Origin of the sequence: Zhongshania aliphaticivorans, assembly GCF_902705875.1 — a bacterium.
In the GTDB taxonomy this organism is placed as follows: Bacteria; Pseudomonadota; Gammaproteobacteria; order Pseudomonadales; family Spongiibacteraceae; genus Spongiibacter; species Spongiibacter aliphaticivorans_A.
Map to the genome: position 1 here is coordinate 1617033 of NZ_CACSIK010000001.1, position 15918 is coordinate 1632950.

Sequence of the window (15918 nt, forward strand, 5' to 3'; positions counted from 1 at the left end):
TTTATGTCCATTCACTTAGCAGAGTTTCTAATTTAACTTGATCCACGGCAAAGGCGCGAATCCCTTCAGCTAATTTTTCAGTCGCCATGGGGTCTTGATTAAGTGCCCAGCGGAAACCCGATTCAGTCACATCCAATTTTTGTAAATTGGAAAACGTCATATCGGGGGCGAGTTGACGAAGTAGGGCTTCGTTACTGTCACTGAGTTCAGTCAGTAAGGCTGGGCTGATTGTGAGCCGGTCGCAGCCAGCCAATGCTTCGATTTCACCGATGTTGCGAAAACTTGCGCCCATGACAATAGTTTTGTAATTGTGTTGTTTGTAGTAGCTATAAATCGAGACCACGGATTGCACTCCTGGGTCATCGCTGGCGCTGCTCGGGGTGCTTCCACGAGCTACATGCCAGTCCAGGATTCTGCCTACGAAGGGAGAGATTAGTGTGGCGCCCGCTTCAGCGCAGGCTGCGGCTTGCACCAAGCTAAATAGCAGCGTGAGATTACACTCAATTCCTTCTTTTTCTAATACGGCAGCGGCTTGAATTCCTTCCCAAGTGGAGGCAAGTTTTATCAGTAGGCGATCTTTATCTATCCCTTTTCGTTGATAGAGTTCTGTAATATAACGTCCCTCTGAAATCATGGCTTCAGTATTGAAGGAGAGTCGTGCGTCAACTTCTGTTGATACTTTTCCGGGGACTAATTTAGTAATTTCAGTGCCAATTTCTACCGCTAATTGCGTGGCAGCTTGTTGCAGCCATTGAGCATCTCTCTCTCCGGGGCCTTGTGCTTCAATAACTCGTTGGACTAGTGGCTGGTATTGGGGTAGTAGCGCTGCTTTAAGGATGAGCGAGGGATTGGTGGTGGCATCTTGGGGAGAAAACCCTCGAATCGCTTCTATATCACCGGTGTCTGCGACAACGTCGGTAAATTGTTTAAGTTGATCTAATTTACTACTCATTAATTAAGGTCCTTTTCTCTTGCATCATCAGCAAGGCTTGTTCGGCAAGCGTTAAGGCGTGTTCCAACACCTCAATACCGGCATTTGGCCGATGTGCATGCTCACTTATGTAGCGTCTGAATAATCGGCCGCCAGGTTGCCCATTAAATATGCCTAAAAGATGGCGAGTTATGTGATTTAAGCGTGTTCCCAGCGCCAGTTCTGACTCAATATAAGGGAACATATCGCGAACAACTTGATTTCGCGCAGCGACCTGTCGGTTTATACCGTAAAATTGCTGATCAACTTCAGCGAGTAGATACGGGGTTTGGTAAGCGCTGCGGCCCATCATAATGCCATCGACGTATGACAATTGCGAGGCGGCCTCGGGAATGGTTTGTAAGCCACCGTTGATGATGACATCAAGGTCGGGGAAGTCCACTTTTAGTTTATGAACTAGGTCGTAGTTCAACGGCGGAATTTCACGGTTTTCTTTGGGGCTCAGCCCTTGAAGCCATGCTTTTCTGGCGTGAACAATAATCGCGTCAGTTCCCGCATCATAAATAGCTGATACAAAATCCTGTAAAGGACCGTAGCCTTCTTGATCGTCTATACCAATTCGATGTTTTACGGTAACGGGCAATGCGGTGACATCCTTCATTGCTTTTACGCAGTCTGCAACTAGGGACGGCCGAGACATTAAACAGGCGCCAAAGAAACCATTTTGGACGCGATCAGAAGGGCAGCCACAGTTTAGGTTTATTTCATCATAACCCCATTGCTCAGCCAGCTTCACAGAACTAGCAAGTGCGGCGGGGTCACTACCGCCCAGCTGCAATGCGACAGGGTGTTCGATGTCACTGAAATTAAGATGACGACCAACATCGCCATGTAAAAGCGCCCCAGTGGTTACCATTTCGGTGTAAAGGACTGCTTCAGTGGTCAACTGGCGCCAAAACACTCTGCAGTGTCGATCTGACCAGTCCAGCATGGGGGCCACGCAAAAGCGGCGATTAAGTGTTTTTTTATGCATCTGCCGCGAAATACCTCTGCGGGTGGGTGAATCTTGCCGCTTTCGACACGTATAATGTCGCTCTTAACGGCCCGCTCGATTAAATACGGCGGTACTAAACATCTATTGTATTCAAATGGTAATAAACACTCCATGACTGTTCGCACTCGAATTGCTCCTTCGCCCACAGGCGACCCACATGTCGGCACGGCTTATATCGCCTTATTTAACTATTGTTTTGCTAAAAGTCAGGGTGGCGAATTTGTACTTCGTATAGAAGATACTGATCAGCAGCGCTCTACACCCGAGTCGGAGCAGGCGATTTTAGATTCTTTGAAGTGGTTGGGTTTGGAGTGGGCAGAGGGACCAGATGTCGGAGGCGCACATGGCCCGTATCGACAAAGTGAGCGAAGTGATATCTACAAAGCGCACTGCGAGCAATTACTTGCCGCAGGCCACGCCTTTAGATGCTATAGAACAGCTGAAGAATTAAATACCTTACGAGAGCAGCGCAGAGCCGCGGGTGGCCACACAGCTTTAAAATACTCAGATTTAAAGCTTGATGAAGCTGAGTACGCTCGTCGTGAAGCAGCAGGTGATGTGTATGTGATTCGTATGCATGTGCCTGAAGAAGACGGACGTTGTGAAGTAGATGATTTATTGCGTGGTAAAATTGAATTGGAATGGGGGCAGGTTGACGCCCAGATTCTACTAAAATCAGATGGCTTGCCAACCTACCACTTGGCGAATGTGGTTGATGACCACCTAATGGGCATTACCCACGTATTACGTGGTGAGGAATGGATTAACTCAGCCCCAAAACATAAGCTTTTGTACCAGTATTTCGGCTGGGAGATGCCGGTACTGTGTCATCTCCCGCTTTTGCGAAACCCTGATAAAAGTAAATTAAGTAAGCGTAAAAACCCGACGAGTATTTGGTACTACCAGCGTATGGGTTTTATGCCGGAAGCCTTACTCAATTATCTAGGCCGGATGGGCTGGTCTATGCCAGATGAGAGTGAGAAGTTTAGCTTACAAACCATGATTGATCACTTTGATGTGACTCGAGTTAGCTTGGGTGGGCCAATATTTGATGTTGAAAAATTGCGTTGGCTAAACGGCTTATGGCTTAGAGAAGATTGTAGTGTAGAGCAACTTGCTGATCGTATGCAGGAGTGGGCTTTAAATCGTGACATGCTATTGAAAATGTTACCGCATGTGCAGTCTCGTATCGAAGTATTTAGTGATATGGCCCCGTTGGTGGGGTTCTTTCTGTCCGGGATGCTACCGTTAAACTCTGCTAGTTTTTCGGGATCTAACTTGAGTGAAGAAGAGTTGGTTACGCTCCTTCAATGCACCGCATGGCGTTTAGAGTCTTTGGTTGATTGGCAGCGTGATCGTATCTTTGCTGAGGTTAAGTCGCTGGCGGATGGTCTCGGTATCAAGCTTAAAGATTTTATGCCGCCTCTTTTTGTAGCTATAGCTGGCACTACCTCGTCTATTTCTGTTGTCGATTCAATGGAAGTATTAGGTCCTGATATGAGTCGTGCGCGCTTGCGGCATGCAATCGACGCCTTAGGTGGTGTTGGTAAAAAGCGTTTAAAGAAGCTGGAAAAGCAATATCAAGAGCTTGGATAAAGCCTCTAATGGTTTTTAGTGGTGGCTTATTTACTGTCGGGTTTTAGCCGGTAATTGTAGAAAAATGAGTGAATTCAAGATGGTGTGTTGACAAGTTTGGGGGCTGGCCGTAATATGCGCAGCCTCCACTTTGGGGCTATAGCTCAGCTGGGAGAGCGCTTGCATGGCATGCAAGAGGTCGGCGGTTCGATCCCGCCTAGCTCCACCAAAGTTTTAAAAAAACCGCGTAATAGCGGTTTTTTTTTGCCTGAATTTTATACCTTAAGCTTAGTTAGTCGTTATTGGCATGGATGAGTGGTTAGGCAAGTTCAGTATGAGCTGCCATACTGTGTGTGAATGAATATAACGAATCTATCAATGGAGTAATGAATTAGTGTCGACTATTTCGATTCGCCAACAACATAATAAAAGCCCAGAAGAACTCCGCAGTTTAATAGAACAGATGACGGTAAAGTTGGAGCAGCGTTATCAGCTGAATACGCGCTGGTTGAGTAGTAACGAAGTCGAAGTGGCGCGTTCAGGTATCAAGGGCCGAATATCTTTGGGTAGTGACGAAGTGGCTGTAGATATCAAGCTGGGTTTAATGATGGGGGCATTTAAGTCGACCATTCAGAGTGAAATTACACGCTCAATGGCAGAAAAACTGAGCTGATAAAATTACAGAACTAATAGCCGTGTTAGGGAATTTTTTATAATAAGAAAGGTTCTAATGGTCATGATTAATGGCTATTGGAGGTTTGGATAAGAAATGATTAACTCGTTGCGGCAGGTTCATACTTCGCGTTCTTTTTTACGCAAAGCGTTAATTTTTGTGTGTTTAGTAAGTTTGGCGCAAGGTAGCTGGGCTTTTTTCCCTACCGAGGATGGCGAGGGTAGAGCTCTTCCTAGCCTCGCGCCAATGCTTAAAACGGTCAATCCGGCCGTTGTTAATATTTCCACTTACACAACCCGCACTATCCGTCAGAATCCCTTGTTAAATGACCCTTTTTTTAGGCGTTTTTTTAATGTTCCAGAGCAACAACTGCAGCAGCCGCAGCAACGCCGCACGCAGAGCGCAGGCTCGGGGGTCATTATTGATGCTAAAAAAGGCATCGTATTAACGAACCATCATGTTATTGACGGTGCAAATGAGATTACCGTCGGTATGGAAGATGGTCGTAACTATACCGCGACCCTAATAGGTTCGGATCCGGATGTAGATATTGCGGTATTAGAAATCGAAGCAGATGAACTTACCGCTGTAAAATTGGCAGACTCTGAACATTTGGAAGTGGGCGATTACGTTGTCGCCATTGGCAATCCCTTTGGCTTGGGGCAAACCGTTACTACGGGTATTGTGAGTGCACTTGGCCGTACTGGTTTGGGTATTGAGGGCTATGAAAATTTTATTCAAACTGATGCCTCAATAAATCCCGGCAATTCTGGTGGTGCTTTGGTCAATTTACGTGGCGAGTTGGTTGGGGTAAATACCGCAATTCTAGCGCCCTCGGGTGGTAATGTAGGGATTGGTTTTGCTATACCCATTAATATGGCCAAGGTGAGCATTGATCAGATTATTGAGCATGGAGAGGTTCGCCGGGGTCAGTTAGGTGTTGTTATTCAGGATTTAACTCCAGAGCTTGGAGATGCTTTTGATTTAGAAAAGCATCAGCGAGGGGCTGTGATAGCAGAAGTACAACCCGGTTCGGCTGCGGAAAAAGCTGGCTTGAAAGTGGGGGATGTAGTTATCGATGTCGATGGTAAAGACATTCAGAGCTCTGCCCAATTACGTAATGCCGTTGGTCTAAAGCGGGTTGGCGATCGTATAAGTGTCACTGTTTTGCGAGAGGGTAAACGCAAGACGTTTAAAGCAAGGCTCGCAGTTGCGTCCGATGGCAAATCGTTGATGGCCAGTAACGATATTGCCAGTGATATTTTAAAAGGCGTGACGCTTCGAGACGCTGAGGAGCGCCAAGGTGTTCTGGTGACAAACGTTGAACGTAGTGCCGAAGCGGCAGGTAAATTACTTCGGGGAGATTTAATTGTTTCGGTTAACCAGCGTCGTGTTGCTGATATTGAGCAATTTAGCGAAGTATTGAAAGTGAGCAAAGGGCGCTTATTGTTGCGGGTATTACGGGGGCAAATGGCGCTCTGGGTTGTATTGGAACCCTAGTAAGCCTGAATAAAAACTGAGGAGCAGTTATGAAAAAACTAGTGCTAACGCTTGTGATGTTAATGTTAGGGGCTTGTGCCGGGGTGCCAGTGTCTACTGATTATTCACAAAGCTATGATTTTAGTAATGTGTCTAGCTATGCATGGCTGCTCCCGCCAATGAATAAAAAATCAGAAGTGGATAATGATTTGATTCGGGAGCGGGTCATTAATGCCGTCGATATGCAGCTTACTGCCAAAGGCATGAAAGAGGTGAGTGCTGGTGATGGGCCGTCAGTATTACTAAGTTATCAGCTAGGCCAAGAAGATAAAATTGCTATTGATAATATCGGCTCATGGTATACCCATTTTGGATACTACCCTTGTTACCGGTGTAATCCCCGTGGCCGTCATGGCTATATTGGTGCTAGCCATTTTTATAATGATGATCTTTGGGTGCGCAACTATAAAGAGAGCACCTTAATGGTTGATGTTATTGCCCCAGAATCTAAGAAATTGCTGTGGCGAGGGACTACCAAGCGGGTAATACCTACATTGAAAACCCCAGAAGAGCGCCGATTGTACGTATTGGAAACGGTGTCAGCTATTCTTGCAGAATTTCCTCCTGGTTCTGCCGTGGCGCATTGATATTATTCAATATTTTGTTGGCGGGTCCTTGCATGTCTGTTGGCTTTCGTCGACAATAGCGCCCGCGTTAAAGCAGTGCTCTAACGTGTCTTCTGCGGTGGTCCTTCTGGTCCCCTCGCAACGATAAATAGCAAACCCCGCCAGGCCCGGAAGGGAGCAACGGTAGTTATTGACTCGTGTGCCGGGGTGTGGCTAGTTGGGCCGCCACCAAGCCCTTACTCTGATCATCATCTGTGTTAGTTTTCTACTTCTATCATTGGTTTATGTCCTTGCTGGGCTGGTGTATCCTTGCCGCTTGCATGCTAGGAATTGTTCGATGAGCTATCAGGTGTTGGCGCGGAAATGGCGCCCGAAAACCTTTCGTGAAATGGCCGGTCAGAACCATGTATTAAAGGCATTGGTTAATGCCCTTGATCATGATCGTCTGCATCACGCCTATTTATTTACCGGCACACGAGGTGTTGGTAAAACAACCATTGCCCGAATTTTAGCCAAATGTCTAAATTGTGAAGTAGGCGTTAGCTCTGAACCCTGTGGCCAGTGCAATGCCTGCGTTGCCATAAATGAAGGTCGTTTTGTCGACTTGATTGAAGTGGATGCTGCATCCAGAACCAAAGTCGAAGACACCCGAGAAATTCTGGATAATGTGCAATACACGCCATCTCAGGGGCGTTATAAGGTATACCTCATTGATGAGGTGCACATGCTTAGTAGCAGTAGTTTTAATGCGCTGCTGAAAACCCTAGAAGAGCCTCCTGCCCATGTGAAATTTTTGTTGGCCACTACTGATCCACAAAAGTTACCCGCGACAATTTTATCTCGCTGCTTGCAGTTTAATTTAAAGAACCTGACCCCTGAGCGCATTGTTGATTATTTAAAAACAGTGCTCGAACATGAAATGGTTCAGTACGATGAGTCTTCTTTGTGGTTATTGGGCCGCGCAGCTGATGGCAGTATGCGTGATGCCTTGAGTTTGACTGATCAGGCGATTGCTTTTGGGTCAGGAAAGTTAGGCGATGCCGATGTGCGCCAAATGCTTGGCACGATTGATCATAACTCGGTTTATCGCTTAGTTGAGGCCTTGGCAAATAGCGATGGTGCAGAGCTGTTGTCTGTCGTGGCTGATCTCGCCGAAATGGGGGCGGATTTTAGCGGTGTAATTAGTGAGTTGTTAGTGGTTATGCACCGTTTAGCGGTTGCCCAGACCGTGCCTGAAGGCTTAGATAATAGCTTGGGTGATCGAGACAAAATAATCGCTTTAGCATCGGCGCTAGCGGCGGAAGATGTACAGTTTTATTACCAGATAGCATTGGCGGGTCGGCGTGATATTGGATTGGCACCTGAGCCTCGGTCTGGTTTAGAAATGCTGCTGCTGAGAATGTTGGCATTTAAACCGCAGGGGGTTATTGACGGGCCTCGCCAAATACTACCAAAGTCTGTACCGGCAGTGGCGGAGGCCGCTGCTCCGGTAAAAAAGCCTCAGACGCCTGACATTAGGGCTGTCCCCGTATCTCAAGGGGCTGTGACAACAGGCCGCGAGCTTGAAAAATCACCCGTTGCAGCCACTGAAGCTAAAGATCAAGGTTCTGTCATTGAGCCTGAAAAGCTTCCTAGTTCGGAATCAATACCGTCCACAGCGACCGAGCTTGGCAGTGAACAGGAAGCAATCGCAGCGGGGCCTGTGGATAGCCCTGCGCATGTAGCTCAGAGCAGGCCTGATACAGTTTCTGAGGCAGGCTTACAGGCCAACTCACCCCCTTTGAATTCCACTAAATCTGTCCCAGGTACAAGCTTGGTGACAGAAAAAGTTATTTTCGAGATGTTTAATGAAGTGACTTGGCGTGAGCAATTTGATGTTTTTCAATTACCGGGAATGTTGGGCAGTGTGGCGAGCCACTGTCAAATTCAAGCCTTAACGGAAACCACTGTTACATTTAATATAGAATCCGAAAATGCGACATTATTAAATGATCGACACGTGGAAAGGCTTGCCGAATTGTTGTCAGAGTATTTTGCCAAACCCTTGAAAGTTGAGGTTAATATTGGTGATGTTGCTTATGAAACACCGGCCGCGTTCAAGCAGCGTTGCTTAGCTGAACGTTTAGTTATTGCGAAACAGGCGCTGCGCAGCGACGCTTATGTAAAGCGTATAATTGAAGAATTTGATGGCGTCTTAGATGAAGAGTCTATACGTCTTGTTGATTAGTGAGAGGCAATATGAAACCTGATTTGAATGAGTTAATGAAAAAAGCCACTGAAATGCAGGAAAAAATGCAGAAGGCACAAGAAGAACTGGCTAACGTTGAGGTGCAAGGCGAGTCAGGAGCAGGCCTAGTAAAAGTGACCATGACAGGCCGCCATGATGTGCGACGGGTAGCAATTGATCCTAGTTTGATGACTGAAGATAAAGAAATTCTAGAAGATTTATTGGCAGCGGCAGTCAACGATGCTGTGCGTAAGGTGGAAAAAAATAACCAAGATAGTATGGGAGGGATGATGTCCGGTTTAGGCATGCCCTCCGGCTTTAAAATGCCTTTCTAATTATGAGTTATAGCCCTCTAATTGATGATTTAATTGATGCTTTGCGATGTTTGCCCGGTGTCGGAGCCAAGTCTGCCCAGCGTATGACCTTTCAATTGCTTGAGCGGAATCGCCCGGCCGCAGCGCGACTGGCTGTTGCCTTGAGTAAGGCCGCAGAGCATGTTGGCCACTGTACGAGTTGCCGAACCCTCACAGAGCATGAGCAATGCTATATTTGCGCAGACCAGCGGCGCGACCAGCAAACGATTTGTGTTGTCGAGTCCCCCGCAGACGTTGTCGCCTTTGAACAAAGTGGAGACTATAAAGGTTTGTACTTCGTATTGATGGGGCATTTGTCACCAATTGATGGAATCGGCCCAGCTGAAATTGGCATTGATAGACTACTACAGCGTACAGAGGAGTTATCAATTAAGGAGCTGATTTTGGCAACGAACCCTACCGTTGAGGGTGAGGCGACGGCTTATTATATTACTGAGCAAATGCGCAGCCGAGGGGTAGCTGTGAGTCGTATTGCTCACGGAGTACCTTTAGGTGGTGAGTTAGAATACGTGGACAGCGGTACGCTGGCCCATGCACTAAAAGGACGCCGTCCAATTGACTGATCCAGTAGAATCTCGTGTTTATATCGATACTGATGCCGGCCTTGCTGATGCTTGCCGAGTTTGGGCCGAGGCCCCATTTCTTGCGATTGATACCGAATTTATCCGTACCGATACCTTTTATCCCATTGCTGGATTGTTGCAGGTGGGTGCCAACGGTGAGCTGTATTTAATTGATCCATTGCCAATCAGTGATTGGTCGCTATTTACTGAATTACTGCGGCGGAATGATTTACCAAAAGTCATACACTCTTGCAGTGAAGACCTTGAGGTGTTTCAGGTTTTATTTCAGTGTATACCCCAGCCCTTGTTGGATACTCAAGTGGGGGCTGCGCTTGCTGGCATGGGGGCGAGTTTAAGCTATCAGCGGTTAGTAATGGAGTGTCTTGGTGTTCATGTGGAAAAGGGAGAAACCCGTTCCGATTGGCTACTTCGCCCCTTAAGTGATAGTCAGTGTGTTTATGCTGCTTTGGATGTCCTTTATTTGCAGCGGATTTATCCAATGCTATGTCAGCGCCTAGAAGAAAAAGGGGCGCTGGAGTGGTGGTATGAAGATTGTGCATTACTTACGCATCAATCTGAAAACCCTGCGCCCACTAGTGAGTATTATTTGAAAGTTAAATCATTGTGGAAGCTTAGCCGAAGACAGCAGTACGCTTTACAGATGTTGTGCGATTGGCGTGAAACTGAAGCACGGGCTCGAAATATACCGCGAGGCAGGGTGTTAAAAGATGCTGCGTGTTTTGAAATATCTAGGCAACAACCTAATGACGCGGGGCAATTAAACCGGATAAAAGACGTCTCTTCCGGGAGTGTCAGGCGCTATGGCGACACTGTGTTAGAGATATTATCCAATGCCAATGAGAGTGATGAAGCTTGTTTTCCGCCACCGGCAACCAGACCGCTTACACCGGCTCAAACCCAGCTTTATAAAAAAATGAAATCGGTAGCAGAGCAAGTGGCTAATGATCATGATATTGCAGCCGAGGTTTTTATAAAAAAGCGGGATATAGAGAGTATTATTCGCTCAGGCACGATGTCTGGTGTTTCAACATCATGGCGTAAGTTGTTGATTGGTAATAAATTGTTAGCTCTAGTTGAGGGCGGGTCATGAAGCGTATTTGCGCGGTTTATCGCAGCTCACGTACCGAGGGTATGTATTTGTATGTTGACCACCAAGAAGATTTGTCGCGGGTTCCAGAGGACTTGCTGAAGCGCTTTGGCCAGCCTCAGCGTTCAATGACACTGGTGCTAAATGCGGAGCGAAAATTAGCACGTGCCGATGTTAATAAGGTTATGGCAGAGATTGCGGAAAAGGGGTTTTACCTTCAGTTGCCGCCTCAGCCTGAAAGTTTGAATCCGCGTGTTGTGCCAGAAGCGGATTACTGAGAATCAGTATGGCCGATATAGTCCGGCGACCATTTTGGGAGCGTAAAACCTTAGCGGAGATGTCAGCGGAAGAGTGGGAATCTGTCTGTGACGGATGCGGAAAGTGCTGCCTTCATAAATTAGAAGATCACGATAGCGGAGAGGTTTTTTACACAGATGTTGCCTGCCGCTTATTAGATACCGATCAATGTCGCTGTAGCAATTATGGTGAAAGGCGAAAATTGGTCCCTAACTGCGTATCATTGCGAGAAAGCGATCCAGCTGAGATGTTCTGGCTACCGCAAAGCTGTGGATATCGTACTTTGGCCGAAGGGCGGGAGTTAGAGGATTGGCATCCATTAATCTCTGGCAACACTGATAGTGTTCATTTCGCTGCAGTGTCTGTTCGAGGGCGCTGTATGAGTGAGAGCAAAGTTGATACTGAAGATTACGAAGATCGCATTATTTATTGGGTGGAGTAGGTGACAGATGATTGACCTAAGTGACTATAAACTCGCATGGCAGGTTTATCTCAGCGTAGGGCTGGTGGCGTCAGTGATTTGGTGCATGTTACTTCGTCGTTTACCGATAAGGGCAATACGTTATTGGCTTATGGCCGCGGGTGTGGTCTTTTTGTTTCTACCGGTTCGTCACCCTGAAATGTCTGAATTATGGGTTCCTTCGGCTGGTGCTGCGGTATTATCACTTTTGACAGAAGGCCTTGAGGCCGCTATTCCGATGTTGTTGGTCATTGCTATATCTCAAATATTGGCGCTTGTTGTTGGTATATTGCTGAGCTATGTATTTGGCGCTAAGGGTCAAGATAATAAGAAATCAGTAGCAACGTCTTCAGAGGCGAGTAAAGTACGCACAGAACCTGAAATTGGTCTAGATTAGGCTTAGGGCTATGCAGTTTATAGCTGCTTGCTTTTAAATTGCGATAGATTCGCTATACTTTGTCGGCAAAATGCAACAATGTCATGTAATTGAAGCTAAATCATAACCATAATGCATTGGACGCGAGCCAACGTATAAAAGCGTTATTAGGGAAGTCGATGGATTTGGAACTAGTCAGCGTTGATGGTGGCGATAAATATGCGATCACGGCGTCATCTGTACTTATAGGCCGGGACGCGAGCAATGATATTACGATTGCGAAAGATTTGCTGTCTCGATGCCATGCAAAACTCAGTCTTGCTGAAGACGAGTGGTTGCTAGAAGACTTGGATTCTACTAATGGCACGTCAGTAAATAACCGTCAGATAACTCGGCCAACCAAGGTTAAGGCGGGTGATGTTATTAAATTTGGTGAGATGGCATATTATCTTAAAAATGCCTCCGGCGATGAGAGAACCATTGTTGCTTCCCGTCTCCCACAAAAAGAGCTAACAGGCGGCTCTGTCGTCGTAGATGAGGAGTCGGATGGTGATGTTACCTCATTTCAGCAGTCTTACCAGCTTCCCTCAGGCTGGACTAATGTCGAAAAAAGTCCCGCTTACACCCAAGAATCTATAGATAAACTCATAAAGCGAACCATCACATCTAAACAACTTAACCCAGATGTCGTATTAGTCTTTTATATTAATCAGGCTAGGCCGCTTGTTTACGGAATTTCAGCCAAAAAGGCCGAGTCCTTTTGGAGCATTGGTCGTGGCCAAGATGTAAAGGTTAAAGTGGATGACCCTAGTATTTCTACGCAACATGCGCGTCTTATTTATAAGGCGGGAGTGTGGTCGTTGGAAGATGTAGGTTCTACCAACGGTTTGCGGGTAGATGAAGAAGCTTGCGCGAAAGTCGTGTTGAAAGATCAAAGTGTGGTTACATTAGGTCGGGTAGATATGGTATTTCGTAAGTTGCAGTAAAAGAACAAGAACAAGAACAAGAACAATGAAGAGTAGTTGTCGTTCAGCACACATCTAATTTATTGCATATCTTAGATGGTGAATGACGACATAACTTAAGCAATGGAGGCTAAGGTGGTCATGGTAAATCATTTGAGTTCAATCAAACGGGCTTGGCTTGCCTGTCTGACGGTATTGTTCATTATTCTGGCTACGGCCTGTTCTTCCACTCAAGATCAGGAAGCTAATCTTCCACCATCGAGTGCCGAAGATATCATTTCTGGACTCCAAATAGTGGATTGCCTGTTGCCAGGACAGCTTCGTAAGCTTGGTAATATGTCTTATATGTCACCCCGAAGACCGGTTAAGACTACCGCCGCTGATTGCCGGATACGCGGTGGTGAATATGTAGCTTATGACCGAGCAGACTACAAAACCGCATTAAATGTATGGCTGCCTTCTGCTGAGCAAGGTGATGCAGAGGCGCAACTTGCAGTTGGAGAGATTTTTGAAAAAGGTCTTGGTACCGAGCCAAATTATGAAGTGGCTTTGTTTTGGTATCAAAAGGCAGCTGAACAGGGAAATAAAAGTGCCTTATTCAATTTGGGAACACTCTATGAACAAGGGCTTGGTGTTGAGAAAGATCGTTTAGTTGCTATAAATTATTATCGTCAAGCTTGGGGGATGCCGGAAAATAGCTTGATTTATCAGGAAACGGCCGAGCGTGAGCAACAGGCTTTGCGTGCAGAGCTTGCTCAGCAGTTAAAAGCAAAAGATCAGCAGTTAGCCTTGCTGGACAAGCAAATGGCGTCCTTGCAACAAGAATTAAAAACCACCGAAAGTGAATCCTCTACTAAAACCCCCTCTGCCGATCTAGCAACCTTACAGCAGTTATTAAAGTCTGTGCACAATGACCGCGCCAGCGTTGAACATCGGCTTTCAACTATTCCAAAATTACGCACCCCCTCGGTGGTATTACCCACTGTTGCACCCGTTAGCGGAGGTGATGGACTCAAAGCGGGTGAGGTGGACTTTGGCCGCTATTATGCTTTAGTCATTGGTAATAAGGATTATTCGGTATTAGATGATCTGGAAACACCTTTAAACGATGCAAAAGAAATTGGCGAGATTCTTGAAAATCAATACGGTTTTCAGGTTCAGCTACTATTGAATTCGGACCGTTTAACGGTCATGCAGGCAATAAATGAGCTACATAGTGTATTAACAGACAAGGATAATTTGCTTATTTATTATGCGGGTCATGGCAGCATGGTTAATGTTGGTGAGCGTGATACAGGGTATTGGTTGCCAATAAATGCGGATCCTCCACCTAATGATTCGTTTTGGGTATCGAATGAGTTTGTAAGCAACCATCTAGGTCGCTTACAGGCCAAACGGGTTTTAGTCATTGCGGACTCCTGCTACGGAGGCCTATTGTCTTCTGCACCTGGTCAGTTGTTTATGGGTGAGCGTCGTGTATCTGATAACCCAGAATATATTAAGTATAAACTTCCTCGGCGGTCGAGGTTGCTCCTGTCATCAGGGGGTGATAAACCGGTTATTGATCAAGGTGGAGACGGTCACTCAGTATTCGCAAGGGAGTTAATTAATAGCTTGCGCGCTAACAAAGGCGTGTTGTCCGTCCCAGATTTGTACGTGCAAATACGTGAACCGGTAAAGCGACAAGCAAAAGTTAATAATTTTGTTCAAGAGCCCGTATATAAAATTATAAAAGGCGCTGGCCACGAAGTCGGTGATTTTTTCTTTGTGCCAACAACAGCAATTAATTAGATGCGCTGAGTATGTTAATGGGCAAATTATAACCTTCGATGAATTTAGAGAGCAGACGACGTGAATAATCAAAATTTCAATAAGACTAGCTTAGCTGCAGCAACAATTACCTGTGCGCTAGTTTTACTACCGGTTGGTGTTTTAGCTGAAGAAGAATGTGATAGCAGTGTGTCAACGCGGACTGATAATGGTGATTATACTGATCCAACGGGTGCCGTTGGGAATGGCGGCTTTAGTACTGCTGCAGCGTATGGCGGAACTACGCGGGTAACAGAAGCTGAATACACTGAAACGCCCTATGATGAAGTGTATTACGATGAGACGACGTATGATGAAACAGAATACGACAAAGAAACCGAATACTCAGAAACATGTGGTGCGCCTGTCAGTGAGTCAACCGGTACTCATGCTCAAGAATTGGCAATGACACTGGGGAACAGAATTTTAAGGCTACGTGCCGAAACGTTTTACGAGAGAAAGAAAAAAGGGAATAACAACGCTTATGATTATCGCCCGCTAGGTGGCGCTGCAGGTGCTGACGATACCGGCGGTAATTTGATCAATACTGGCCGTTTTTCGTTGTTTAGTTTTGTTGATTTTTCCGAGCGAGACCGGCATGCAAGCTCGCGTAGCGGTGGCTATGAACAAGAACTAGATTCCTATACGTTGGGCTTTGATTATCGCCTTGACGACGCTACATTTATTGGCGCAACCGTGACCGGCGCTGATGGCGAGAGTGTTCTAGATACTAACAACGGGGGTAGCGAGATATCTTCCACGACGATTGGTTTCCATGGCGCAAAATACTGGGGCAACCGCTATGTGGCGGGGTTTGTAGCCTACGGTGCATTAGATATTGATGTCGGGAGAGCAACCGCAGCTGATCGTTATAGTGCATCCACGGATGGGGAGTATTGGTATGGTGATATTTCAATTGGCTTTGAAGAAAATTATGGCGGCATGCGAGTAACACCACAGGCGAGGCTGTTGTTTTTATCAGGTGAGATTGATGCATACCAGGAATCCTCGGCCTCGGGTTTTGGTGTTATTCGTAGTATAGAAAGTCAGGATATTGATTCGACAACACTTGCTCTGTCTGTGCAAGCGGATTACCCCGTATTACTTAATTGGGGGGTTTTATTACCGTCCTTACGGGTTGAATTGCTGGCTGACGGTGGTGATGGCTATAAATCGAATGGCCAGACTTTAAATGATTCTGATAAAAGTGCCATCAGTACCTTTGCTGACCAAGCGGATGATCCCGATTCAAGTACGGTGTTTGTCTCTTGGGGAGCATCGGCGCAATTTAAACAAGGTCTTTCTGCTTTCTTAGTCTACGAGCGTTTGTTTTATCATGATTATTTAGATCGTTATACAACAACATTAGGTGTTCGTTACGAGCTTCCATAACAGTTTATT

At 46.2% G+C, this 15918-nt stretch carries 16 protein-coding genes, 1 tRNA gene and 1 other RNA gene; 16 read left to right on the forward strand and 2 right to left on the reverse strand.

What is annotated here, in order from left to right; translation table 11 throughout:
* Nucleotide 1: 1 nt before the first annotated feature.
* On the reverse strand, nt 2-952 hold the full coding sequence (gene tal, locus AELLOGFF_RS07340; RefSeq protein WP_159268114.1) for a transaldolase: 951 nt from the start codon (nt 950-952) through the stop codon (nt 2-4).
* Nucleotides 945-1964, reverse strand: coding sequence for a tRNA dihydrouridine(20/20a) synthase DusA (dusA, locus tag AELLOGFF_RS07345; RefSeq protein ID WP_159268116.1), 1020 nt, complete (start codon nt 1962-1964; stop codon nt 945-947). Before dusA ends, tal begins: the two co-directional genes overlap by 8 nt.
* Nucleotides 1965-2096: 132 nt before the next feature.
* On the opposite strand from dusA, the gene gltX reads away from it, so the two are divergent.
* The 16 genes from gltX to AELLOGFF_RS07425 all read left to right on the forward strand — a co-directional run bounded on the left by gltX (nt 2097) and on the right by AELLOGFF_RS07425 (nt 15909).
* Nucleotides 2097-3581: a glutamate--tRNA ligase gene (gene gltX / locus AELLOGFF_RS07350; RefSeq protein WP_159268118.1), complete on the forward strand. Its 1485-nt coding sequence runs from the start codon at nt 2097-2099 to the stop codon at nt 3579-3581.
* Nucleotides 3582-3713: 132 nt separating this feature from the next.
* Nucleotides 3714-3789: transfer RNA gene (locus AELLOGFF_RS07355), tRNA-Ala, on the forward strand.
* Between the two features lie 165 nt (nt 3790-3954).
* Complete coding sequence (locus AELLOGFF_RS07360; RefSeq protein ID WP_159268120.1) at nt 3955-4233, forward strand: polyhydroxyalkanoic acid system family protein; 279 nt, start codon at nt 3955-3957, stop codon at nt 4231-4233.
* Nucleotides 4234-4329: 96 nt separating this feature from the next.
* A complete protein-coding gene (locus tag AELLOGFF_RS07365) occupies nt 4330-5733 on the forward strand; it encodes a DegQ family serine endoprotease (protein ID WP_159268122.1) in 1404 nt (467 codons plus the stop codon).
* Between the two features lie 29 nt (nt 5734-5762).
* The gene (locus AELLOGFF_RS07370; protein ID WP_159268124.1) at nt 5763-6359 is read left to right on the forward strand and encodes a DUF4136 domain-containing protein; all 597 of its coding nucleotides are present in this window, start codon (nt 5763-5765) and stop codon (nt 6357-6359) included.
* Nucleotides 6360-6463: 104 nt separating this feature from the next.
* Nucleotides 6464-6560, forward strand: an RNA gene (gene ffs / locus AELLOGFF_RS07375) — signal recognition particle sRNA small type.
* Between the two features lie 115 nt (nt 6561-6675).
* Nucleotides 6676-8565, forward strand: coding sequence for a DNA polymerase III subunit gamma/tau (gene dnaX, locus AELLOGFF_RS07380; protein ID WP_159268126.1), 1890 nt, complete (start codon nt 6676-6678; stop codon nt 8563-8565).
* 11 nt (nt 8566-8576) lie between these two features.
* Nucleotides 8577-8900, forward strand: coding sequence for a YbaB/EbfC family nucleoid-associated protein (locus tag AELLOGFF_RS07385; protein ID WP_159268128.1), 324 nt, complete (start codon nt 8577-8579; stop codon nt 8898-8900).
* A 2-nt stretch (nt 8901-8902) separates the two neighbouring features.
* Entirely contained in the window at nt 8903-9502 is a 600-nt protein-coding gene (gene recR, locus AELLOGFF_RS07390) for a recombination mediator RecR (protein WP_159268130.1), read from the forward strand.
* Nucleotides 9495-10613 carry a ribonuclease D gene (gene rnd, locus AELLOGFF_RS07395; protein WP_159268131.1) on the forward strand — a complete coding sequence of 373 codons (1119 nt, stop codon included), beginning with the start codon at nt 9495-9497 and terminating at the stop codon, nt 10611-10613. Before recR ends, rnd begins: the two co-directional genes overlap by 8 nt.
* A complete protein-coding gene (locus tag AELLOGFF_RS07400) occupies nt 10610-10888 on the forward strand; it encodes a YcgL domain-containing protein (protein WP_159268133.1) in 279 nt (92 codons plus the stop codon). Before rnd ends, AELLOGFF_RS07400 begins: the two co-directional genes overlap by 4 nt.
* An 8-nt stretch (nt 10889-10896) precedes the next feature.
* Complete coding sequence (locus AELLOGFF_RS07405; protein ID WP_159268135.1) at nt 10897-11349, forward strand: YcgN family cysteine cluster protein; 453 nt, start codon at nt 10897-10899, stop codon at nt 11347-11349.
* Nucleotides 11350-11356: 7 nt separating this feature from the next.
* Nucleotides 11357-11764: a hypothetical protein gene (locus tag AELLOGFF_RS07410; RefSeq protein ID WP_159268137.1), complete on the forward strand. Its 408-nt coding sequence runs from the start codon at nt 11357-11359 to the stop codon at nt 11762-11764.
* 158 nt (nt 11765-11922) lie between these two features.
* Nucleotides 11923-12729, forward strand: a complete 807-nt coding sequence (locus tag AELLOGFF_RS07415) for an FHA domain-containing protein (protein ID WP_159268139.1) — start codon at nt 11923-11925, stop codon at nt 12727-12729.
* Nucleotides 12730-12861: 132 nt separating this feature from the next.
* Nucleotides 12862-14499, forward strand: a complete 1638-nt coding sequence (locus AELLOGFF_RS07420) for a caspase family protein (RefSeq protein ID WP_235035742.1) — start codon at nt 12862-12864, stop codon at nt 14497-14499.
* Between the two features lie 60 nt (nt 14500-14559).
* Nucleotides 14560-15909 carry an autotransporter outer membrane beta-barrel domain-containing protein gene (locus tag AELLOGFF_RS07425; protein ID WP_159268143.1) on the forward strand — a complete coding sequence of 450 codons (1350 nt, stop codon included), beginning with the start codon at nt 14560-14562 and terminating at the stop codon, nt 15907-15909.
* Nucleotides 15910-15918: the final 9 nt, after the last annotated feature.

Bases quoted from the DNA above. Each gene is read 5' to 3' on its own strand.
- recR (WP_159268130.1), top strand. From the start codon at position 8,903: ATGAGTTATAGCCCTCTAATTGATGATTTAATTGATGCTTTGCGATGT.
- AELLOGFF_RS07400 (WP_159268133.1), top strand. From the start codon at position 10,610: ATGAAGCGTATTTGCGCGGTTTATCGCAGCTCACGTACCGAGGGTATG.
- AELLOGFF_RS07415 (WP_159268139.1), top strand. From the start codon at position 11,923: ATGGATTTGGAACTAGTCAGCGTTGATGGTGGCGATAAATATGCGATC.
- gltX (WP_159268118.1), top strand. From the start codon at position 2,097: ATGACTGTTCGCACTCGAATTGCTCCTTCGCCCACAGGCGACCCACAT.
- AELLOGFF_RS07365 (WP_159268122.1), top strand. From the start codon at position 4,330: ATGATTAACTCGTTGCGGCAGGTTCATACTTCGCGTTCTTTTTTACGC.
- dusA (WP_159268116.1), bottom strand. From the start codon at position 1,964: ATGCATAAAAAAACACTTAATCGCCGCTTTTGCGTGGCCCCCATGCTG.
- AELLOGFF_RS07385 (WP_159268128.1), top strand. From the start codon at position 8,577: ATGAAACCTGATTTGAATGAGTTAATGAAAAAAGCCACTGAAATGCAG.
- AELLOGFF_RS07405 (WP_159268135.1), top strand. From the start codon at position 10,897: ATGGCCGATATAGTCCGGCGACCATTTTGGGAGCGTAAAACCTTAGCG.
- dnaX (WP_159268126.1), top strand. From the start codon at position 6,676: ATGAGCTATCAGGTGTTGGCGCGGAAATGGCGCCCGAAAACCTTTCGT.
- AELLOGFF_RS07410 (WP_159268137.1), top strand. From the start codon at position 11,357: ATGATTGACCTAAGTGACTATAAACTCGCATGGCAGGTTTATCTCAGC.
- AELLOGFF_RS07370 (WP_159268124.1), top strand. From the start codon at position 5,763: ATGAAAAAACTAGTGCTAACGCTTGTGATGTTAATGTTAGGGGCTTGT.
- tal (WP_159268114.1), bottom strand. From the start codon at position 952: ATGAGTAGTAAATTAGATCAACTTAAACAATTTACCGACGTTGTCGCA.